This is a genomic window from Roseivivax sediminis (assembly GCF_900112685.1).
GTDB lineage: Bacteria > Pseudomonadota > Alphaproteobacteria > Rhodobacterales > Rhodobacteraceae > Roseivivax > Roseivivax sediminis.
This window is the reverse complement of the sequence record NZ_FOMS01000001.1, coordinates 531,353-552,628: the sequence shown is the minus strand read 5'-3', so window position 1 is coordinate 552,628 and position 21,276 is coordinate 531,353. Positions and strand designations below refer to the sequence as shown.

19 protein-coding genes are annotated in these 21,276 nt (G+C 68.5%); 11 read left to right on the top strand and 8 right to left on the bottom strand.

Annotation, left to right across the window (positions count from 1 at the left end; genetic code table 11):
- Window positions 1-11 precede the first annotated feature (11 nt).
- From F3H57_RS02745 to F3H57_RS02725, 5 genes are all read left to right on the top strand, one after another.
- Window positions 12-1,058 (top strand): tartrate dehydrogenase, encoded by a 1,047-nt coding sequence (locus tag F3H57_RS02745; protein ID WP_149754320.1) that lies wholly within the window; start codon window positions 12-14, stop codon window positions 1,056-1,058.
- A gap of 2 nt (window positions 1,059-1,060) precedes the next feature.
- Window positions 1,061-2,497, top strand: coding sequence for an NAD-dependent succinate-semialdehyde dehydrogenase (locus F3H57_RS02740; RefSeq protein WP_149754427.1), 1,437 nt, complete (start codon window positions 1,061-1,063; stop codon window positions 2,495-2,497).
- A gap of 1 nt (window position 2,498) precedes the next feature.
- The gene (locus tag F3H57_RS02735) at window positions 2,499-4,502 is read left to right on the top strand and encodes an oxidoreductase (protein WP_149754319.1); all 2,004 of its coding nucleotides are present in this window, start codon (window positions 2,499-2,501) and stop codon (window positions 4,500-4,502) included.
- A gap of 535 nt (window positions 4,503-5,037) precedes the next feature.
- Entirely contained in the window at window positions 5,038-5,814 is a 777-nt protein-coding gene (locus F3H57_RS02730; protein ID WP_149754318.1) for an aldolase/citrate lyase family protein, read from the top strand.
- Between the two features lie 163 nt (window positions 5,815-5,977).
- Window positions 5,978-6,478, top strand: coding sequence for an Lrp/AsnC family transcriptional regulator (locus F3H57_RS02725; protein WP_149754317.1), 501 nt, complete (start codon window positions 5,978-5,980; stop codon window positions 6,476-6,478).
- Here F3H57_RS02725 and F3H57_RS02720 read toward each other — a convergent pair.
- The 4 genes from F3H57_RS02720 to lgt form a co-directional block, all read right to left on the bottom strand.
- Window positions 6,470-7,150, bottom strand: a complete 681-nt coding sequence (locus F3H57_RS02720; RefSeq protein ID WP_149754316.1) for a Hint domain-containing protein — start codon at window positions 7,148-7,150, stop codon at window positions 6,470-6,472. The genes F3H57_RS02725 and F3H57_RS02720 overlap by 9 nt on opposite strands.
- Before the next feature lie 676 nt (window positions 7,151-7,826).
- Complete coding sequence (gene pgeF, locus F3H57_RS02715; RefSeq protein ID WP_149754315.1) at window positions 7,827-8,582, bottom strand: peptidoglycan editing factor PgeF; 756 nt, start codon at window positions 8,580-8,582, stop codon at window positions 7,827-7,829.
- On the bottom strand, window positions 8,579-9,643 hold the full coding sequence (locus F3H57_RS02710; protein ID WP_149754314.1) for a class I SAM-dependent methyltransferase: 1,065 nt from the start codon (window positions 9,641-9,643) through the stop codon (window positions 8,579-8,581). Before F3H57_RS02710 ends, pgeF begins: the two co-directional genes overlap by 4 nt.
- A complete protein-coding gene (gene lgt, locus F3H57_RS02705; protein ID WP_149754426.1) occupies window positions 9,640-10,545 on the bottom strand; it encodes a prolipoprotein diacylglyceryl transferase in 906 nt (301 codons plus the stop codon). The genes F3H57_RS02710 and lgt overlap by 4 nt, the downstream gene beginning before the upstream one ends.
- 112 nt (window positions 10,546-10,657) lie before the next feature.
- Between lgt and F3H57_RS02700 the strand changes: the two genes are divergently transcribed.
- The 3 genes from F3H57_RS02700 (at window position 10,658) to F3H57_RS02690 (ending at window position 13,733) form a co-directional block, all read left to right on the top strand.
- Window positions 10,658-10,906 (top strand): accessory factor UbiK family protein, encoded by a 249-nt coding sequence (locus tag F3H57_RS02700; protein WP_149754313.1) that lies wholly within the window; start codon window positions 10,658-10,660, stop codon window positions 10,904-10,906.
- A 188-nt stretch (window positions 10,907-11,094) separates the two neighbouring features.
- Window positions 11,095-12,420 (top strand): aspartate aminotransferase family protein, encoded by a 1,326-nt coding sequence (locus F3H57_RS02695; protein WP_149754312.1) that lies wholly within the window; start codon window positions 11,095-11,097, stop codon window positions 12,418-12,420.
- Between the two features lie 92 nt (window positions 12,421-12,512).
- Window positions 12,513-13,733 (top strand): GNAT family N-acetyltransferase, encoded by a 1,221-nt coding sequence (locus F3H57_RS02690; protein WP_188129579.1) that lies wholly within the window; start codon window positions 12,513-12,515, stop codon window positions 13,731-13,733.
- Here the strand turns inward: F3H57_RS02690 and F3H57_RS02685 are convergent.
- Both F3H57_RS02685 and metF read right to left on the bottom strand, forming a co-directional pair.
- Window positions 13,730-14,713, bottom strand: a complete 984-nt coding sequence (locus tag F3H57_RS02685) for a type I glyceraldehyde-3-phosphate dehydrogenase (RefSeq protein WP_149754310.1) — start codon at window positions 14,711-14,713, stop codon at window positions 13,730-13,732. The two genes, F3H57_RS02690 and F3H57_RS02685, sit on opposite strands and share 4 nt — an antisense overlap.
- A gap of 325 nt (window positions 14,714-15,038) precedes the next feature.
- Window positions 15,039-15,905 carry a methylenetetrahydrofolate reductase [NAD(P)H] gene (gene metF, locus F3H57_RS02680; RefSeq protein ID WP_149754309.1) on the bottom strand — a complete coding sequence of 289 codons (867 nt, stop codon included), beginning with the start codon at window positions 15,903-15,905 and terminating at the stop codon, window positions 15,039-15,041.
- 98 nt (window positions 15,906-16,003) lie between these two features.
- Here metF and F3H57_RS02675 point away from each other — a divergent pair, with 98 nt between their 5' ends.
- Window positions 16,004-16,909: a LysR family transcriptional regulator gene (locus tag F3H57_RS02675; protein ID WP_149754308.1), complete on the top strand. Its 906-nt coding sequence runs from the start codon at window positions 16,004-16,006 to the stop codon at window positions 16,907-16,909.
- A gap of 52 nt (window positions 16,910-16,961) precedes the next feature.
- On the opposite strand, the gene F3H57_RS02670 is transcribed toward F3H57_RS02675, so the two are convergent.
- The gene (locus F3H57_RS02670) at window positions 16,962-17,168 is read right to left on the bottom strand and encodes a cold-shock protein (protein ID WP_149754307.1); all 207 of its coding nucleotides are present in this window, start codon (window positions 17,166-17,168) and stop codon (window positions 16,962-16,964) included.
- 229 nt (window positions 17,169-17,397) lie between these two features.
- Between F3H57_RS02670 and F3H57_RS02665 the strand changes: the two genes are divergently transcribed.
- On the top strand, window positions 17,398-17,712 hold the full coding sequence (locus F3H57_RS02665; RefSeq protein ID WP_149754306.1) for an ArsC/Spx/MgsR family protein: 315 nt from the start codon (window positions 17,398-17,400) through the stop codon (window positions 17,710-17,712).
- Between the two features lie 84 nt (window positions 17,713-17,796).
- Here the strand turns inward: F3H57_RS02665 and thrS are convergent, their stop codons facing one another.
- The gene (gene thrS, locus F3H57_RS02660; RefSeq protein ID WP_149754425.1) at window positions 17,797-19,788 is read right to left on the bottom strand and encodes a threonine--tRNA ligase; all 1,992 of its coding nucleotides are present in this window, start codon (window positions 19,786-19,788) and stop codon (window positions 17,797-17,799) included.
- A 186-nt stretch (window positions 19,789-19,974) separates the two neighbouring features.
- Here thrS and F3H57_RS02655 point away from each other — a divergent pair, with 186 nt between their 5' ends.
- Window positions 19,975-21,246, top strand: coding sequence for an MFS transporter (locus F3H57_RS02655; protein ID WP_149754305.1), 1,272 nt, complete (start codon window positions 19,975-19,977; stop codon window positions 21,244-21,246).
- Window positions 21,247-21,276 lie beyond the last annotated feature (30 nt).

The window sequence follows — 21,276 nt, the reverse complement described above, 5'->3', positions numbered from 1 at the left end:
GGACAAACACCATGACCGAATACAGCCTCGCCGTCATTCCGGGCGACGGGATCGGCGTCGATGTGACCGACGCCGCCATGACCGTGCTCGAGGCCGCCGCCAGCCGCTTCGGCTTCTCGCTCGCGCCGACGCGTTTTCCCTGGTCCTGCGCGCATTACCACGAAACCGGGGCGATGATGCCCGAGGACGGGATCGAGACCCTGCGCGGCTTCGACGCGATCTTCCTCGGCGCGGTGGGCTGGCCCGACACGGTGCCGGACGCGGTGTCGCTGCACGGGCTGCTTCTGCCCATCCGCAAGCATTTCGACCAGTACGCGAATGTCCGGCCGCATCGCCTGCTGCAGGGTATCGAGGGGCCGCTGAGAACCGACGGCTTCGACATCCTGTGCATCCGCGAGAACACGGAAGGGGAATATGCCGGTGCCGGTGGGCGCGTCCATCAGGGCACGGCCAACGAGGTCGCCACGGAGACCTCCGTCTTCACGCGCATGGGGGTGGAGCGCATCCTGCGCTTCGCCTTCGGACAGGCACGGGCCCGGCGCGGGCATCTGACCTCCGTCACCAAGTCGAACGCACAGCAATACTCGATGGTTTTCTGGGACGAGATCACCCGCGCGCTCGCGGCCGAGTATCCCGACGTCACGGTCGCCCAGATCCACATCGACGCGATGGCCGCGAAGATGGTCATGGCGCCCGAGACGCTCGACGTCGTGGTCGCCTCCAACCTGTTCGGCGACATCCTCACCGACCTCGGCGCGGCGATTCAGGGCGGACTGGGCTTCGCCGCCTCGGCAAACATCAATCCCGACCGCACCGCGCCCTCGATGTTCGAACCGGTGCACGGCTCGGCACCCGATATCGCGGGGCAGGGGATCGCCAGCCCCATCGCGGCGATCTGGTCCGGAGCGATGATGCTCGATCATCTGGGCGAGGCGGAGGCCGCCGCGGCGGTCCTCTCGGCGATCGAGACCGCCACCGGCCGCGGCATCGGCGTGCGCCCCGGCAGCCATTCCACGGCGGAGATCACCGACACCGTGCTGGAGGCGCTGAAGGGATGAGCATGCACCTTTCCGATCCCGATCTCTTCCGCCAGGCGGCGCTGATCGACGGCGCCTGGATCGACCGCGCCGACATGAAGGTCACGGACCCCGCGACCCGCGCGTCGCTCGGCACCATGCCCGACATCACCGCGGCCGAGACCGAAGCGGCCATCGCCGCAGCCGACCGGGCCATGACCGACTGGCGCGCGCGCACCCATGCCGACCGCGCGGACGTCCTGATGCGCTGGTACCACCTGATCCTTCACAATACCGAGGATCTGGCGCAGATCCTGACTGCCGAGCAGGGCAAGCCCCTGGCCGAGGCGCGCGGAGAGGTCGCCTACGGCGCATCCTTCGTGCGCTGGTTCGCCGAAGAGGCGCGGCGCATCAACGGCAAGGTCATCCCCGCCCCGGACAATTCCAAGCGCATCCTCGCCCTGAAAGAACCGGTCGGCGTTTGCGCGATCGTCACGCCCTGGAACTTCCCCATCGCGATGATTACCCGCAAGGTGGCGCCAGGGCTCGCGGCGGGATGCACGATGGTGGTGAAGCCCTCCGACTTCACGCCCTATTCGGCGCTCGCCCTCGCCGTTCTGGGAGAACGCGCGGGCCTGCCGGAGGGCGTGCTCAACGTGCTGACCGGCCGTCCCGAGGAAATCGGCCGCACGCTCACCGCCTCGGCCACCGTACGCAAGCTGTCGTTCACCGGCTCGACCCGCGTCGGCGCTTTGCTGGCCGAGCAATGCGCGCCGACGCTCAAGAAACTGTCGCTGGAGCTCGGCGGCAATGCGCCGTTCGTGGTCTTCGACGACGCCGATCTCGACCTCGCCGTGGAGGGGGCGATGGCGTCCAAGTTCCGCAACGGCGGTCAGACCTGCGTCTGCGCGAACCGCATCCTCGTGCAGAGCGGCATCCACGATGCGTTCGCGGCGAAGCTGGCCGAGCGCGTGGACGCGCTGAAGGTGGGGCCGGGCACCGAAGACGGGGTCGCCATCGGCCCGATGATCAACGACGCCGCGACGGCGAAGATCCGCGATCATGTTGCGGATGCGATGGGCAAGGGCGCCCGACGCGTGACGGCATCGCGCGAGCTTCCCGGCCACTACGCCGAACCGATCGTGCTCACCGGCGCGACGACCGATATGCGCTGCGCCGAGGAGGAGACCTTCGGCCCTGTCGCGCCGATCTTCCGGTTCGACAGCGAGGAAGAGGCACTCGCGATCGCGAACGGAACGCCGTTCGGACTTGCCGCCTATTTCTACACGCGCGACATGGCGCGCGCCTTCCGCTTTGGCGAAGCGCTGGAGACCGGCATGGTGGCGCTCAATACCGGCGTCCTGAGCAACGAGGTCGCCCCCTTCGGAGGGGTCAAGATGTCCGGCCTGGGCCGGGAGGGTGCGCAGGAGGGCATCGACGAATACCTGGAGACGAAGGCCTTCCATATCGGAGGATTGTGAGATGGACGGCCATTCACGATCGGCGGTTTCGGATCCCTTGCTCCGCCCCTTCGCGATCCGTGGCCACCGGTTCCGGAACCGGATCGTCAGCACCTCTCACGCCGCGATGCTCGACGATCAGGGCATGCCGGCCGATCGCTACCGGGCCTACCACGCGCGCAAGGCAAGGGGAGGGCTGGCCATGACGATGATCGGCGGCTCGGCCATGGCGTCGCCGGAAAGCACCTGGGGGGGCGGGCAGCTCGATCTCACCGACGACCGGGTGATACCCTACCTGACGACCCTGGCCGAAGAGGTGCACGGGCACGGGACGCTGGTGATGTCGCAGGTCTCTCACCTGGGGCGTCGGGCCTCGTCCGCCGCGATGCGGGGGGCGTCGGTCCTGGCGCCGTCGCCCGTCCGCGAAACGCGCAGCCGAAGCTTTCCGCGGGCGATGGACGAGGCCGATATCGAACGGATCGTCGCCGACTACGCCAGCGCCGCGCGGCGCTGCCGGGACGGCGGGCTCGACGGGGTGGAGACAGTGACCGGGGGGCACCTGATCGGTCAGTTCCTGTCGCCCGCCAGCAACAAGCGCACCGACCGATGGGGCGGGAGTGTGGCGAACCGCGCCGCTTTCGGCCTGCGGGTCCATGAAGCGATACGTCGCGCAGTCGGCGACGACATGTTGATCGGTATCCGCTTCGTCATCGACGAGGGTGACGAGCACGGCCTCGGTCTTGAGGAGTGCATCGAGATCGCGCGCCTGTTCGAAGCCGAAGGCCATATCGATTTCTTCAACGCGATCTACGGACGCATGGACAGCGACCATTGGCTGAGCGAGCACAACATGCCCGGCCTCTTCCAGCGCAGCGCGCCGTTCCTTGAACGCATGCAGACATTCCGGTCAGAGATCTCCCTGCCGCTCATTCATGCGGCGGCGATCCGCGACACCGCGACGGCAAGGCACGCCGTGGTCGAGGGTATCGTCGATCTTGTCGGTATGACGCGCGCGCATTTCGCCGATCCCGACATCGTCTCACGCCTCGCAAGGGGCGAGGAAGACCGCATCCGCCCCTGCGTCGGCGCAAGCTATTGTCTGCTGCGGAAGGTCAATTGCATCCACAACCCCTCGACCGGTAACGAACTGGACGTCCCAGACCGTATTGAGCCGGCGCAACACCCGGGCAAGGCGGTGGTCGTCGGCGGCGGTCCGGCAGGGCTGGAGGCGGCCCGCGTGCTCGCGGAGCGTGGGCACCGCGTGATCCTCTTCGAGGCGACGGCCGAGCTCGGCGGGCAGGTGCGCATCGCCGCCCGCGCCGAGGAACGGCGCGATTTGATCGGCATCGTCGACTGGCGCGAGGCGGAACTGGCCCGTCTCGACGTGGATATCCGGTTGAATGCCTATGTCGAGGCCGACGACGTCATGGCGGAAGCGCCGGATGTCGTCGTGATCGCCAGCGGCGGTTTGCCCGATCTCGACTGGCTGCGAGGCGCAGAATTTTGCGACACGACATGGGACGTTCTCGGCGGCTCGGTCGCGGCTGCTGAAACAGCGATCGTTTACGACGGCACCGGGCGCCAGCCGGCACCGTCCGCCGCGCTGGCGCTGGCGCGCGCCGGAACATCGGTCACGTTCGTGACCCCGGACGACGCCGTAGCGGTCGAAATGCCCTATCCGGACCGCGTGGGGTTCCGGAAGCGACTGGCCGAGATGACCGTCGATCGTCGCCCGGAGCTGCGTTTGGTGAAAGTCCAGCGGCAGGCGAAGGGTCTTTCGGCGACGTTCGTACACGAGCTGACCGGCGCGGAGGTCGAGTTCAGCGCGAATCGTGTGGTGGTCGAACACGGAACATTGCCTGACGATTCACTTTACGATGCCTTGCTGTCCGGCGCGCAGGCCGCCGGCGATGACGCCGGCAAACCGATGCCACGATGCGAATTGCACCGCATCGGCGATGCCGTTTCGAGCCGCGACGTGTACTCGTCCATACGCGAAGCGTTTGTCTGCTGCCGCGTTCTGTAAGCTCTTTCGCATGTCACTCTGAAGAACGACGCTGCAGCCGCGGCACTCCAATTCGGGTTCGCCAGGTTTTTTTGCGTGCCGCTTCCGGCCGAAATGATACATGTCCCTCGTCAACCAAGTCCGGGCACCGCATGCGGGTCTGTTCGGGAGGGGCCGCCTCATGGCATCGAGGCTACGTCGCGCCGGTGCGAAGGCGCACCGCATCACCAACCGACAGACCACGGCCTAGCAGCAGCCCGACCAGCCGCAGCTTCAAGACGATATCCGGCGGCTTTTCTCGCTTCCCGGCCATTCCCGGGCTCTCGCAAGGATCATGTCATTGTTCTCCCGGTGAGCGGACCACTCCGGCGGCGGCCCTCCTGGGTCTGCATTCGCATCTTCATGACGCGGGAACCCGGCGATATCATCGCCATCGGCTCGCCGGCCGGGCAGGATGGCGGATCGCGACCCGTGCATCGAGCCGGGTCATGTCATCCTGCCGGGCTGCGTCACCCGTCCGGATGCCGCCGAAATTTTTCTTGCCTCAGGAGGTTTCATGCCCGCACCCCGCAATCCGTTCAAGCACGCCATCGCCGAGGGACAGCTCCAGTTCGGCTGCTGGCTCGGTCTCGCTGACCCCTACGTGGCCGAGATCAGCGCCGGTGCCGGCTTCGACTGGCTGCTGGTAGATGGCGAGCACGCCCCGAACGACCTGCGCTCCATCGTCGGACAATTGCAGGTGATCGCGACACGCGACACGCATGCCGTAGTGCGCCCGCCGATCGGGGAGGCATGGATGATCAAGCAACTGCTCGATGCCGGTGCGCAGAGCCTGCTGATCCCGATGGTCGAGAGCGCCGATCAGGCCCGCGCGCTGGTCGAGGCAGTGAGCTACCCGCCCCACGGCGTGCGCGGTGTCGGCGCGGCGCTGGCCCGGGCCTCGGATTTCTCCGGCATTCCCGACTACCTCACGACCGCGCGGGACGAGATCTGCCTTCTGGTCCAGGTCGAGAACCGCAAGGGGCTCGCGGCGCTGGACGACATCCTGGAGGTCGACGGCCTCGACGGGGTATTCATCGGCCCCTCCGACCTGGCGGCCGATCTGGGCCATATCGGTCAGCCCGAGGCGCCCGAGGTCCGCCGCAAGGTCATCGACGCGCTGGCTAAGATCGCGGCGGCCGGCAAGGCGGCGGGGGTGCTGACGCTCGACCCCGGCTTCCAGCGGGACTGCCGCGCTGCGGGTGCCTCCTACATCGCAACGGATATCGATGTCTTGCTGTTCGCGCGCAGCATGCACGACGCTGCGGCCGAAGCGCGCAAGCGGTTTTCCTGAGCTCCGTCGCGACGCCGGACCGGGGCGAAGGGCGCCGCTCCGCCGCAGCGGCATGTCCGTGTGGAACGAGTTTTCAGCAATAATGTTGTGAAGTTGTGAAACTTTATTGCGTATCCCCGGAGTGCGAAGTAAGGATCTACACACGCGCAAGGGAGACATGACAATGCCAAGCCACCGGCTCGATGCGATAGATCGCAAGATTCTCGCGGAGCTGCAAGCGGACGGGCGAATGACCAACGTCGAGCTTGCCAAGCGGGTGGGGATCTCCGCGCCCCCCTGTCTGCGCCGGGTGCGCGCACTGGAAGAGCAGGGCTTCATCCGCGGCTACCACGCAGAGGTCGATCCCCGCGAGCTTGGCTTCGAAGTGCAGGTCTTCGCCATGGTCGGCCTGCAGAGCCAGGCCGAGGCGGACCTTTCGGCCTTCGAGACGCGCTGCCGCAACTGGCCGCTCGTGCGCGAATGCCACATGCTCAACGGCGAGGTCGACTTCATCCTCAAATGCGTTTCGCCGGACCTGTCGACCTTCCAGGCCTTCCTGACCGGAGAGTTGCTGACCGCCCCCAATGTGGGATCGGTCAAGACCTCGCTGGTGATCCGGGGCGCCAAGGACGATCCGGGCGTGCCCTTCGAGGTGCTGGAGGAGCGGCTCTCGCGGTCAGCGTGAGCCGAGATTGTCGAGCACGTCGCGCGTGCTGCGCGGCAGGGCGAGTTCGCCGAAATCCTCGATCCCGCCTACGTTCGGAAAGAGCTTGAGAAACCGCTCGGCATGGGCGTCGCCGAGCTGGCGGCGGATCGACGTGCCGGGGTGATAGGTCTCCACCTCGATGCCGCCGACGCGGATCGTGGCATGCCGCCGCAGCGCCAGGTGATAAAGTTGCACCGCCCCCGCCGGCGCGATGTCGAGAAAGCGGTCGCCGTCCGCGAATTCCGCCACGGGCACCAGCACGCGGGAATGGCCGATCAGTGATTTCAGCCGGGGGACGTCCACGACCATACGCGCGGCCGGGCCCGTGACGATGTCGGAGCCGGTATTCCCGGGCCCCATCGCGTCGGTCACGATCCGGGTCAGCCGAGTCAGTCCGGTGGCTTCGCTGTCGAGGCCGGGCACGAAGGTGGTCGAGCCGATCCAGACTACGGGTTCGGCGCCGCGCTCTGTCTCCACGTAGTCGCCGGGCAGAAGGTCCTCGATCGCGACCGGGCCGCCGACCGTGCGGATCAATGTGCCCCGTGCGAAGGCGGACGCGGCATCCTCGAACACCGGGATCGCCGGCGCTGTGACCGACACGCGGCTGACGGAGAGGTCGGGCAGGAGGGCGGCGGCCTCGTAGCGGCGCATGAGAGAAGGAGCGCGACGAGGCCGCCCGTCGATGCGAGCAAACGGGTCCCGCGGGACCTGGAGAGAGAGAGAGTCGCGAGGGTCCGGCCGGGCGGTGGCGGGGCTTTGCATGTGATGCTCCCAACGGGTTGGGTCACATCCGTGTTGGCCCCCACCAACAACGACAGACGGACATTTGCGGCTGCTTGTCAGGCAGGGATGCCCGCAATTTGCCAGGATTGTCAATAAAACCCGCGGATTGCGGGTGGGGGCGCGTCAATCCGGGGAGCCGCGCGCGATTGTCCCCGGCGCAGGCATCGATCCCGCCACAATCGGTCGGACCACTTCGAATCGCTGCCGCCGGTCAGGGCGCGCTTCAACGTCTGGGCCAGGGGGCTGAGCGGCGCTCCGCCAGCGCCCGGCGCTGGCCGCGCTGATAGGGCAGGGCCGGGGCGGGCGCCTCGGAGGCCGCAACGGCGGAGGCTGTGAAACGGGTTCTCAGGGGCTGTGTCCTTCTGGGTGCGCCGGGTGCGTTCTGCCGGTCCGGCGCCAGGTTGCCGGGTGTTTGGGGCCGCATCCTGCCCGATCCGGGGGAACTCGATGGAAAGGTGCACGATACACTCGCGGCGGCGCCATTCCGGCGTTCCGTGCTCATTCAGGCTTCTGGTCAAGTGCGTGGCCGATGTGCGGGCCGGGGTCAGACCCGGATAGCGGAGATCAGACGCCCGTAATCGGCCTCTCGCGCATGGGTGGCGCGGCGGTAGGAGAAGAAGCGTTCAGCATCGTAATAGGTGCAGTGGCGCGTCCATTCCGCCTCCACCCCGGCGCGGCGCAGCCGCTCCATCCCGAAGCCGGGCAGGTCGAAATGCAGCCGGTCGCCGTGGCCGCCGGCGAAGAAACGGGCGTTTTCCGGCGCATCGGCGATGAACGCGTCGAGGAAGTCCGGCCCGACCTCGTAGGCGCGCTGGCTGATCGACGGGCCGATCACCGCCTGTATGTTTTCGCGCCGGGCGCCGAGCGAGATCATCGCCTCGACCGTCTCTTCCAGCACCCCGTCGAGCGCGCCGCGCCAGCCGGCATGGGCCGCGCCGACCACCTGCGCCTCGGCATCGGCGAAGAGCACCGGTTGGCAATCGGCCGTCAGCACCGCGAGCGCGAGGCCCGGCGTCGCGGTGACCATCGCGTCGGCGCGCGGACGGGCGCCGTTCAGTGGGCTTTGCACGCGGACAACCTCGGCCGAATGAACCTGGTTCAGCGTCACGAGGTTTTCCGGCGCCACGCCCATCGCGTCGGCGGCTCGCATCCTGTTGATCTGCACCATCTCGGTCTGGTCGGTCGAGCCGGTGCCGCAATTCAGCCCCGCGAACACGCCGGACGAGGCGCCGCCCCGGCGGGTGAAGAAGCCGTGGCGAAAGGGCTGCAGGGCCTTGGCGGTAATGATCTCGAGCGTCACGTGTCCAGACCGGGAAGGGGTGGTGCGTCCCCAGGAGCGATTCCGAGGACCTTGAACACCGTTCCCATTTCCTCGGGGTGGGTCAACCGGCGATGGGCGGCGACATGCGCGGTGAGCGCTTCGCCGGTCAGCCCGGCGGCCAGTGCCTGCGCGCGAGCGGTGATGCCCAGCCGCTCGAGGAACACGCCCTGCGGCGTGAGGCGGCTGACCCGGGCGGGCGCGGCGGCGGCGGCGAGTGCCTCGAAGTCGACATGCGCGGTCAGGTCGGCCTCGCCGGGTGCGACGAGCGGATCGGCGGTTTCGTGCGCACGGACCGCCTGCAGCGTGTCGCCGAGGCTGCGCCAGTCGCCATAGTCGATCAGTAGGGCCGCGCCGCCCTCTGCGGCGATCCGCGCGCCGAGCGCGGCTGCGATGGCGGCCCCGGGCGCGCAGGTCTCCACGAGATCCCCGGGACGGGTGTCGGCCTCGCGGTGCCCGAGATCCGTGCGCGGCAGCGCCTCGGTGCCACCAAAGGCCAGCGTCTCGCCCTCCAGTCCGATCACGCGCTCGCGCCAGCCGCTCTCGGCGCGCTGGAACTGGCGGATCGGCAGGGCGTCGAAGAACTCGTTGGCGATGACGAAGAGTGGTCCGTCGGGCAGCGCCTCCACACGGTCGTGCCAGGTGGGGGCGTGGCCGGACAGCGCCTCCGCCTGGCGGTCGCGCAGGGTGGGCGAGGCCTCCACGAGGTGCAGCGACACCGCGGCGTGAAACCCGGGCACGCGGGCGGTGGCGCGCAGGGCGTCGGCCATCAGCGTGCCCCGGCCGGGTCCGAGCTCGGCCAGCACCGCGCCGGAGGGGGCGCCCTGGTCCAACCAAGCCTGCGCGAGCGCGAGGCCGATGAGTTCGCCGAACATCTGGGAGATTTCGGGCGCGGTGACGAAATCTCCGGCGCGGCCCAGCGGGTCGCGCGTGGCGTAGTAGCCATGATCGGGGTGCAGAAGAGAGAGATGCATGTATTCGGCCACGCTCATCGGTCCCTCGGCGGCGATGCGGCCGGCAATGATCCGGTGCAGGGGAGTCATGCCGGGCGCGGTTCGGCCCGGCGGCGGCGGGCGCGCACGATCAGCGCCGCGCCGAGGGCGATCATCGGAAGGCAGAGGATCTGGCCCATGGTCAGGCCCCAGCCGCCCAGGTGGAGTGCGAGGCCCAGCGGGTTGCCCGGACTCTGGAACTGCATGTCGGGCTGGCGAAAGAACTCGACGATGAACCGAGCGATGCCGTAGCCCGCGGCGAAGACGCCGGTGACGAGGCCGGGCCGCTTGAGCGCGTTTCGCGCGAAGACCAGCCAGATCAGGACAAGCCCGAGCAGCAGGCCCTCGAGCCCCGCCTCGTAGAGCTGCGAGGGATGACGCGCGCAGAGCTCTCCGGCCGGTTGGCCGCAATCCTGCGCTGCCGCGCCGGGGAAGATCACCGCCCAGGGCACGTCCGTGGCGCGGCCCCAGAGCTCGGCATTGATGAAGTTGGCGATGCGCCCGAGCATCAGCCCCGGCGGTGTCGCGAGCGCCATCATGTCGGCGGTGGGCAGGTAGGGCGCGCCGGTGCGCCGGCCCCAGAGCAGGAAGGCGAGCGTGACGCCGATCAGGCCGCCATGGAAGGACATCCCGCCGGTCCAGATCATCGGGATCTGCCAGGGATTCGCCAGGTAATATCCCGGCTGGTAGAACAGCACGAAGCCGAGCCGCCCCCCGACGATCACCCCGATCACCACCCAGGTCATCAGGTCCTCGACCCGGCCGGGCGCCATGGGGGGCGTGTCGTTCGGCCAGAGCCCGGGCCGCTTCAGCACGCGCACCGCCAGCCACCAGCCGATCAGGATGCCGGCGATATAGGCCAGCGCGTACCAGCGCAAAGCCAGTTCGAACCCGCCGATGGTGATCGACACGAGTTCGGGAGAGAGCGGCGGGAAGGGGATCGCGGCGGTGATCATCGGCGCCTCCTTTGCGAGCCGGCGCGCGCGGTGTCAACCTTGAGACCGGGCCCGGCGCGGGCCATATAGTCACGGAACGTCACACGCCTGAGACAGGAAAGGGCCCGAGATGCAGACCCGCAACAAGGTCTTCGACGATCTGAGCCAGCTGATGACCAACGCGATGGGTGTCGCCCAGGGCGCAAGGTCGGAGGCCGAAACCGCCGTGAAGGGCATGATGGACCGCTGGCTCGCCGACCGCGACTTCGTCACCCGCGAGGAATTCGACGCCGTCCGCGCCATGGCGCAGAAGGCGCGCGAGGAGAACGAGGCGCTGAAGGCGCGCATCGCGGCGCTCGAGGGCGGCGGCAAGGGCTGAGCCCTCCGGTCCGGCGCCCGGGCGGCGCGTTCGGGAGTGGGGGCCAGCCCCCACACCCCCGGGATATTTCCGGGCAGATGAATGCCCGGGCGCGGGTCGGCCTTGTCCGCGACATGCGAGCCGCATGCCGGTTGTGATCGCGGTCGCGCGGCCCAAGATCTCAGCCCGCCGGTCAGGAGCAGTGGTCCATGTCTCACGTCTTTCCCCGTCACACCGCGAAAGCGCCGCCCGTCTGCGTCGGCGGAGAGGGCTGCTACCTGATCGACTCCGCCGGCAAGCGGTATCTCGATGCCTCCGGCGGCGCCGCGGTGTCTTGTCTCGGGCACGGCGATCGGGGCGTGATCGACGCGGTGAAGGCGCAGCTCGATCGCGTGGCCTTTGCCCATACCGGGTTCTTCACCTCCGAGCCCGCCGAGGCGCTGGCGGACCTTCTGATCGCGCACGCGCCCGAAGGGCTCGACCGGGTTTACCTGGTCTCGGGCGGTTCGGAGGCGACCGAGGCGGCGATCAAGCTTGCCCGGCAGTATTTCGTGGAGCGCGGAGAGCCGCAGCGCGGCCGGCTCATCGCGCGGCAGCAAAGCTATCACGGCAACACGATAGGTGCGCTGTCGGCGGGAGGCAACGAATGGCGGCGCCGGCAGTTCGGGCCGCTCCTCCTCGATGTCAGTCATATTGCGCCGTGCTACGAGTACCGCCTGCGCGAGGATGGCGAGAATGCGGAGGCCTACGGGCGCCGCGCCGCCGATGCGCTGGAGGAAGAGCTTCTGCGCGTCGGGCCGGAGACCGTGATGGCCTTTATGGCCGAGCCGGTGGTCGGCGCGACCGCGGGGGCGGTGCCGCCGGCGCCGGGCTATTTCAGGCGCATCCGCGAGATCTGCGACCGATATGGCATCCTGCTGATCCTCGACGAGGTGATGTGCGGCATGGGCCGCACGGGCACGCTGTTCGCCTGCGAACAGGACGGCGTCGCGCCGGACATACTGTGCATCGCCAAGGGGCTGGGCGCGGGCTACCAGCCGATCGGGGCGATGCTGTGTTCCGGCGAAATCTACGGCGCGATCCGGGACGGGTCGGGGTTTTTCCAGCACGGGCATACCTATCTCGGCCATCCGGCGGCGGCGGCGGCCGGGCATGCCGTGGTAAAGGCCCTGATCGAGCGCGATCTCGTGGCGCGGTCGGCCAGTCAGGGCGCGGCGCTGCGCGCGGCGCTGGAGGCGCGGTTCGGCCAGCATCCTCATGTCGGAGACATCCGGGGGCGGGGCCTCTTCCTCGGGCTGGAACTGGTGGCGGACCGGGCAAGCAAGGCGCCGTTCGAGCCAGGCGAGCGGTTGGCGGCGCGGCTCAAGGCGGCGGCCTTCGAGGCGGGGCTGATCTGCTACCCGATGTCGGGCACGATCGACGGGCGCAGCGGCGATCATGTTCTGCTGGCGCCGCCCTTCATCATCGCGGACGCCGAGATCGCGGAACTGGTGGACAAGCTGGAGGGCGCGCTGTCGGTGGCGCTCGGGGCGTGACCGACCACTCCCTAAAATTGCCCCAATCCCGGAGCATAGCCATGTCGGAAGCGTCGCAAGAGAGGCGCGTGGCAGATCCGACGGAGCGCCCCATGCTCGATTCGACGACGACCCAGCAAGAGGCCGATCCGGCCGTGGCACCAACGCAGATGAGCGTTCAGGTGGTCGAGGGCCACGAATCCTTTCGCCGGCTGAAACGCGACTGGCAGGCGCTCGAGGCGCGCGATCCGGAGATGACGGTGTTCCTCTCGTGGGCCTGGCTCGACCGGGCGTTCCGCGACAATCCGGGCCGCTGGCGCGTCTTCGTGGTGCGCAGCGCGGCCGAGCGCGGCGCGGCGGTGGCGATCTTCCCGGTGATGCAGCGGGCGCGCTGGAACGCGGCAGAGGGGCGGCTCGAGACCGGCCTGGTCTCGGCCGGGCGGCTGATCCTGAGCGAGTTGACGGGCCTCCTCCTGGCGCCGGAACACGAGGTCGATGCGCTGCGGGCGCTTGCACGGGCGCTCGGCGCGCGCCCCTGGGCCGACCTGACACTGCTGGCGGAGACGGCCCCGGCCCGCGCGCGCCGCTTCGCCGCGGCGTTCGATGCAGGCGTCTTCGAGACGCTGGAGCCGGCAGAGGCGCCGGCGACGCGGCCGGTGCTGGCGCTGCCCGACAGCTACGAAAGCTGGCTGCAGACCGGCCCCGCGCCGCAATTCGCGCAGCGCATCCGGCGCTTCCAGCGGCGGTTCCTGGGCTCCGGTGCGCGCCGGGTGTTCGTCGGCAGCGAAGATACCTTCGCCCGCGATGCCGGAATCGTGCTCACCCCGGCGCAGGCCACCTGGACGGAAGCGCACGGGGCGTCGATGACCGAGCGGATGGTCGCGGACGGCCGCGCGGTGCTGGCCAATGCGCAAACGTCGCGGAGCCTTTTCGTCCTGACGCTCTGGGAGGGCGAGCGCCCGCTCGGTGGGCTGGCCCACGTGCTCGATCACGAGATGGACCGGGTGCACGTGGTGCAGGGCGGCGCGGTGCCGGGCGAGGAGGCGGCCTCCATTGGCGTCCTGCTGCATGCCGAGGCGATCCGCTGGGCGATCGAGCAGGGTTTTGCCTTTTACGATTTCGGCCGGGGTGCGGCGCGTTACCATCACGCTTTCGGGGCGCGCGACCGCGAGACGCCGGCGCTGACGATCCGGCGGCGGCAGGGGGGCGAGGCGGCGACCTTCGACCCTTCCAGCCTGGGCGACGGATTGAAGGCGCTGTCGGGGCTCCTGCACAAGGGGCAGACCGAGGCGGCGACCGCCGCCGCCGATCAACTCGTCCGGCTGGTACGCTAGCGCGCGGCCATCAGCCGGGCCATGTCGATCATCCGCGCCGAGAAGCCCCATTCGTTGTCGTACCAGCCGAAGATGCGCAGCTGACGCGGGCCGGCGGCCAGCGTTTCGGGCAGGGCGATCACCAGGCTTTCGGGGCGGGCGCGCATGTCGGTTGAGACGCAAGGGTCGTCCGTCGCGCCGAGCACGGGGCTCGCCTCGGCCAGCCTGCGCAGGAACCCGGCGGGATCGTCGGGCAGCGTGCCCTCGAAGGTCAGCACCGCGTCGATCGCCGAGACGCTGAGCGCCGGCACCCGCACGGCCGCTCCGGTGATCCGGTTTTCGAGCGCCGGCAGGACGGTGCCGAGAAGGCGTGTCGCGCTCGAGGTCGTGGGCACCATGGAGACGGCGGCGGCGCGGCTGCGGGCGAGGTCGCCGCGCGGCGCGTCCACCGTCGGCTGGGATCCGGTGTAGCAGTGGATCGTCGTCATGTGCCCTTGCGCGATCGGGTGCGCGGCGTGGATCGCCTTCAGGAGCGGGGCGAGTGCGTTGGTGGTGCAGGAGGCGTTCGACACGAGGGTCGCAGAGCCGAGCCGGTCCTCGTTGGCGCCGAGGACGAGCGTTTCCTCGGCCTCGTCGCATGGGCCGGAGATCAGCACGTTGGCGGCGCCGGCGTCGCGCCCGGCCTGCGCCTGCGCGCGGGTCTTGATCGTGCCGGTGCAGTCCATCACCACGTCGACGCCCTCCAGCGGCAGGCGGCCGAGATCGCGTTCCGACAGGACAGGAATGCGGCGCCCGTCGATGTCGAGCGCGCCCGGCGCGGCCGTGACGGTGCCGGGGTAGGGGCCGAAGACGCTGTCGTAGCGGAAGAGATAGGCGCAGGTGTCGAGCGGCGCGATGTCGTTGATCAGCGCGACCTCGATATCGGCGTCGCCCGGGCGCGTCAGGATCTGCCTCAGGACGGTGCGGCCGATCCTGCCGAAACCGTTGATCGCGATGCGCATGGGAAAGCCTCCGCCGGTCATAGGTGCGCGGACGTTTGGTCAGATTTTCGGCAGGTGCAAGGGGCGGCGTGGTGCCGGACGCGCGCCGGACCGGAGACTGGCGCTGCGACTTCCGAGGTCACCGCTTTATCCCGGCCACGTTCCTCCGAAATATGAACGCCGCACGAGGGTGACATCGCACCGGCCCGGCACCTTCGGTGCTGTTCGGGCGGGGCGGGTGCGTGGACCCACCGAAGCCAGGCAAACCGCGGCCCCGCAAAAGTAAAGCGCCGAACCTCTAATGGAGGTCCGGCGCTTCGGTGACGTTACCGAACCAGCCGCTGGCTCAGGCAACGTTCTCCAGCCGCGTCTCCGGCGTCACGCCGATGGCGTGGCAGACGTCGCGGGTCAGCTCGGGCTTGTTGAGCGTGTAGAAGTGCAGCTTGTCGACACCGCCATCGATCAGCTCCGAACAGAGCTCGGTGCAGAGGGACTTGGCCAGAAGGTCGGTGTGACCGTCACGCTCCGCCTTCTCGAAGGCGTCGATGACCCATTGCGGGATCTTGGTGCCGCAGCCCTCGGCGAAGCGGCGCGCGCCTTTCCAGTTCTCGACCGGGAAGATGCCCGGCACGATCGGCTTGTCGATGCCGGCTTTCTCGCAGGCGTCGCGGAAGCGGAAGAACGTCTCCGCCTCGAAGAAGAACTGGGTCAGAGCCTCGTCCGCGCCGGCCTCGAACTTGCGCTTGAGGAACTGAACGTCGTCGTCCATCGACCCGGCGTTCGGGTGAATGTCGGGATAGGCGCCGACGCGGACGGTGAAATCGCGCGTGTCCTTGAGCGCGGCGATCAGCTCGGGCGAGGACTCGAACCCGCCATCGGTCGGGGTGAAGCGCTCCTGACCCTTCGGCGGGTCGCCGCGGAGGGCGACGATGTCCTTCACGCCAGCGTCCCAGAACTCCGTCGCGATGCCCAGCGTCTCCTCGCGCGTGGCGTTCACGCAGGTCAGGTGCGCGGCGGTGCGCAGACCGGAATGCTTGTGGATCGCCTTCACGGCGTCGCGCGTCAGCTCGCGCGTGGTGCCGCCGGCGCCGTAGGTCACGGACACGAATCGCGGGCCGAGCGGTGCGAGATTCTGCACCGTGTCCCACAGCCGGAACGACGCCTCGAGCGACTTCGGCGGAAAGAATTCCAGAGAAATGTCGGGGCGCTGCATAGGATGCCTTCCTCGTTTTCGGTTGAGCCTCTTGTGCCACGTGGGGCGTCGTGAGACAAACTCATAAATCTCAAGACCATCATGAGGCGAACACGCATATGCACATCGAGTTCCGCCATCTTCGCACGATCAAGGCGATCCACGATCTGGGCGGCGTCGCCCGCGCGGCCGAGAGCCTGAACATAACGCAAAGCGCGCTCAGCCACCAGATCAAGGGCCTGGAGGAGCAGGCGGGGGTTGAGCTTTTCATCCGCCGATCAAAGCCCATGCGGCTGTCGCCGGCGGGCCTGCGGCTCCTGAAGCTCGCCGAACAGGTGCTGCCGCAGGTGGAGGCGCTGGCGGCCGAGTTCGAGGGGCTGCGCAAGGGGTCGTCGGGACGGATGCACATCGCCATCGAGTGCCATGCCTGTTTCGAATGGCTGTTCCCGGTGCTCGAGGCATTCCGCAAGAACTGGCCCGACGTCGACGTGGACATCAAGCCGGGCCTTGCCTTCGACGCGCTGCCGGCGCTGATGAAGGAGGAGGTCGACCTCGTGGTCTCGTCGGACCCCGAGGACCTGCCCGGGGTCAGCTTCACGCCGCTCTTCGACTATTCGCCGGTCTTCGTCGCCGCCTCCGTCCACCCGCTGGCGCAGAAGGAGTGGATCTCGGCCGAGGATTTCCGCGGCCAGACGCTCATCACCTACCCGGTGGAGCGGACGCGGCTCGACGTCTTCAACCAGCTCCTGACGCCGGCAAAGGTCGAACCCGCGGCGGTGCGGCAGGCCGAGCTGACGGCGGTGATCCTGCTGCTCGTCGCCTCCAACCGCGGGGTCGCGGTGCTGCCCGACTGGGTGGTGCGCGAAGTGAAGTACAATTCGGACTACGTCACCCGCCCGCTCACCAAGACGGGGCTGACACGCCGGCTCTATGCGGCGACACGGACGGCAGATGCCGGCAAGGCCTACGTGACCGACCTGATCGGGCTCGCGCAGGACGAGGCACACCGCCTGCAGGCCGCCTGAGGCGGCATGCGCGATGCGCCGTCGTTCGCGATTCGCGCCCGAAGGGCGTCTTTCAGAGGGTCTTGAGGTCGGAGGCCATCATCCGGCCGTCGCGTCCCTCTTTCAGTTCGTAGCTGACCTTCTGGTTGTCGGCGAGGCCGGTCAGACCGGACCGCTCGACAGCCGAGATATGTACGAACACGTCCTTGCCGCCGTCTTCGGGGGCGATGAACCCGTAACCCTTGGTCGTGTTAAACCATTTCACGGTGCCGCTCGGCATGTCCCGTGTCTCCTTTGTCGTCGTTCGTTCCCCCCGCCGAAATTGCGGGGTCCTTGCGTCACGTTCGATTCGGAAAGGCAGTCGGGGCAGCGCCACGGCGTAAACCGGCCCGTTCGTCTCGAAGGTCACACATTCACGATTACACGGTCTATGTAAAAAGCAAGAGAAAGCGCTTGGCAGCGCCGGCCCGTCGGGCGATTTGGTCACGAAGCGATCCGGCGGGGGCGATATGATCATCTACGGACTGAAGACCTGCGACACCTGCCGCAAGGCGCGCAAGGCGCTGCCCGAGGCGCAGTTCGTCGACATCCGGGAGGCAGGCTTGCCCGAGGAGGTGCGGGACCGCGCCATCGCGGCCTTCGGCGATGCGCTGGTCAATTCGCGCTCGACGACGTGGCGCGGGATGACGGAGGCGGAGCGGGCGGACGCGCCGGAGGTGCAGCTTGGCACCCATCCGGCGCTGATGAAGCGCCCGCTGATCGATGATGGCGGCACGTTGCACCTAGGCTGGAGCGCCGAGGTCCAGCGCGCGCTCGGTCTCTAGGCCTGAACGCGGGCGAAATCCGGCGTACTCACCAAAAGACCCCGGCCTGGGCCGGGGTCCTTGAAGCGTTCCATAAGTGGAATATCACAGAAGGTCCGGCGGCGTCGCCTCGCGCGCCAGCGTACTCACGGCTTCCTCGAGCGACGTCACATCCGTCGCCTTCTCGCCCAGGCGCCGGACCGTCACCGTCCGGTCAGCCACTTCGCGGTGCCCGATGGCGAGGATCACGGGCACCTTGCCGACGGAATGCTCGCGCACCTTGTAGTTGATCTTCTCATTCCGAAGGTCGGCCTCGGCGCGCACACCGGCCTTCTGCAGCTCGGCCACGATCTCGCGGATGTAGTCGTCCGCCTCCGACACGATCGAGGCGACGACGACTTGCCGGGGGGCCAGCCAGAACGGCAGCTTGCCGGAATGTTCCTCGATCAGGATGCCGACGAAGCGTTCGAACGATCCCAATGCGGCGCGGTGCAGCATGAACGGACGGTGCTTCTCACCGTCCGCGCCGATATAGGTCGCGTCCAGCCGCTCGGGCAGGTTCGGATCGACCTGGAAGGTGCCGCACTGCCAGACCCGGCCGATCGCGTCGGTCAGGTAGAAGTCGAGCTTCGGCCCGTAGAAGGCGCCGTCGCCCGGCTCCAGCACGTAGTCGCGGCCGACCGCCTTGATGGCGTTCTCGAGCGCGTTCTCGACATAGTCCCAGCTTTCCTCGGTTCCCACGCGCTTCTCGGGGCGGGTGGCGAAGCGGATCTCGAAGTCCGGAAAGCCGAGCTCGCGGTAGACCCCGGCGAGGAAGTCGATGAAGCGCGCGCATTCCTCCTGGATCTGGTCCTCGGTGCAGAAGATATGCGCGTCGTCTTGGGTGAAGCCGCGCACCCGCATGATGCCGTGCAGCGCGCCCGACGGTTCGAACCGCGCGCAGGAGCCGAATTCGGCCAGCCGGAGCGGCAGATCGCGGTAGGACTTGAGCCCCTGGTTGTAGACCTGCACGTGGCAGGGACAGTTCATCGGCTTCAGCGCGTTGATGCGCGTCTGCGCCTTGTCCTTCACCGCCGCGTCGTCATTCTCGCCGTCGCGGGATTCGTCCACCTCCACGATGAACATGTGGTGTTGGTACTTCTCCCAGTGACCGGACGCCTCCCAGAGCTTGCGGTCGACGACCTGCGGAGTGTTGATCTCCCGATAGCCGCCGGCGCGCTGCTTGCGGCGCATGTAGTCCTGAAGCTGGGTGTAGATCGTCCAGCCGTTCGGGTGCCAGAACACCTGGCCCGGCGCCTCTTCCTGCATGTGGAACAGGTCCATCTCGCGGCCGAGCTTGCGGTGGTCGCGCTTGGCTGCCTCTTCGAGGAAGGTCAGGTGCGCCTTGAGGTCCTGGCGGTTCTTGAACGCGACGCCCTGGATGCGCTGGAGCATCGGGCGCGAGGTGTCGCCGAACCAGTAGGCGCCCGAGACGCCCATCAGCTTGAACGCGTCCGCCGGAAGCTGCCCGGTGTGCTGGAAATGAGGCCCGCGGCAGAGATCCTGCCAGTCGCCGTGCCAGTACATGCGGATCGGCGCGCCTTCGGGGATGCGGTCGATCAACTCCACCTTGAACGGCTCGTTCCGTTCCTTGTAATGCGCGATGGCGCGGTCGCGGTCCCAGATTTCCGTGGTGACGGGATCGCGGGCGGCGACGATCTCCTTTATCTTCGCCTCGATGCGGCCGAGGTCCTCTGGCGTGAACGGCTCTGCGCGGTCGAAGTCGTAGAACCAGCCCTTTTCGGTGACAGGGCCGATGGTGACCTTGGTGTCGGGCCAGATCTCCTGCACCGCGCGGGCCATGACGTGGGCGAAGTCGTGGCGGATGAGTTCCAGCGCCTGCTCGTCGTCCTGCATGGTGTGAATGGCGATCTCGGCGTCGCCCTCGATCGGCCAGGCGAGATCCCAGTGCGCGCCGTTCACGGTGGCAGAGATCGCCTTTTTCCCGAGAGAGGTGGAGATCGCCTGCGCGACCTCGCCCGGCGTGATGCCGGCAGGAAATTCGCGCGCATTGCCATCGGGAAAGGTCAGCGTGACGCTGCTGCCGCCCTTGACCATCGTCTCGGGAACGGCATTGCCGTTCGACAGATTCTCGGAAAGCTCGTCGGCCATCGGCCTTGCTCCTCGTCGGTTTGGCGCCCACGGAACGCCCGGTTGCGGGTTATGTAACGCGGGCTATGTGCCGCCCGGTGCCCGGCCTGTCAAGCCGCGCCGATCCCAGGTGGACACCCCAGGAGACGAGACATGGTCGATGCCCCCGACGCGGAGGTCCGCGAGGTCTACGGAACGCTTACCGGAGCCGAGGAGGGCGCGGATGCGCGCGAGGCGCGCAACGGGCTGCGCCACATGGTGTCGCTGTCGGTGCAGAAGGTGGCCGACGGGCTGATCGAGCCCAAGCTGGTGCTGGCGTGGCTGATGAACGCGGTGGGCGCGCCCGCCTTCCTCGTCTCCGCGCTGGTGCCGATCCGGGAGGCGGGGGCGCTGCTGCCGCAGGTCTTCCTCGCCGGCGTGGTGGAGGCCCGCAGGATACGCAAGTGGGTCTGGGTCGCGGGATGCGCGATGCAGGGCGTGGGCGCGGCCGGCATCGCCGCCTCTGCGCTCCTGTTCGAGGGCTGGGCCGCGGGCATCGCGATCTGCCTTTGCCTTGCGGTGCTGGCACTGGCGCGGGCGGCCTGCTCGGTCAGCTACAAGGACATCCTCGGCAAGTCGGTCGGGAAGACGCGGCGCGGCGCGGTCAAGGGCGTCGCGGGCTCGGCCTCCTCGGCCGCCGTGGTGGTCTTCGCGCTGCTGCTGGTGTCGGGCCTGTTGCAGGACACCGGGCCGCTGATCGCGGCAGTCGCGCTCGCGGCAGGGCTTTGGCTCCTGGCGGCGCTGGTCTTCGCGACGCTTGAGGAACGCGCCTCCGAGCCGCAGGCGCGGCAGGCGCTCGACCTCACGCCCTTGCGAAATGACCCGCAGTTCCGCCGCTTCATTGCCGCGCGCGGGGCGCTGACGGCGACGGCGCTGGCGCCGCCCTACCTTGTCCTTCTGACCGGGGGCGACGGTGCGCTCCAGCGGCTTGGGGCGTTGCTGCTTGCCTCCGCGGCGGCGGCCTTCGTATCCTCCTATGTGTGGGGGCGGCTGTCGGACCGGTCCTCGCGCCAGGTTCTGATCGTCGCAGGGCTCGCCGGTGCGCTGTCCATGGCGGCCGCTGCCCTCGCTGGCGCGTTCGGCTGGACCGAGGGGTTGGTGGCGGCGCCGCTGATCCTCTTCGTGATGCAGATCGCCTACCAGGGCGTGCGCGAAGCACGCGGAACCTATCTCGTCGACATGGCCCCGAAGGAGGCCCGGTCGACCTATGCCGCCATCGCCAACACCTCCATCGGGCTTCTCCTGCTCGCCGCCGGTGCGCTCGGCGGCGCGCTCACCGTCGGCGGTGCAATCTGGGCGCTCTCGGGGTTTGCACTGCTCTCGGCCATCGGCGCCTGGATCGCCCTGGGCCTGCACGAGGTTGAGAAATCCGAAGATCCCGACTGAAGGCGGCCGCCCCCCGCGCTCGTGTTTCAT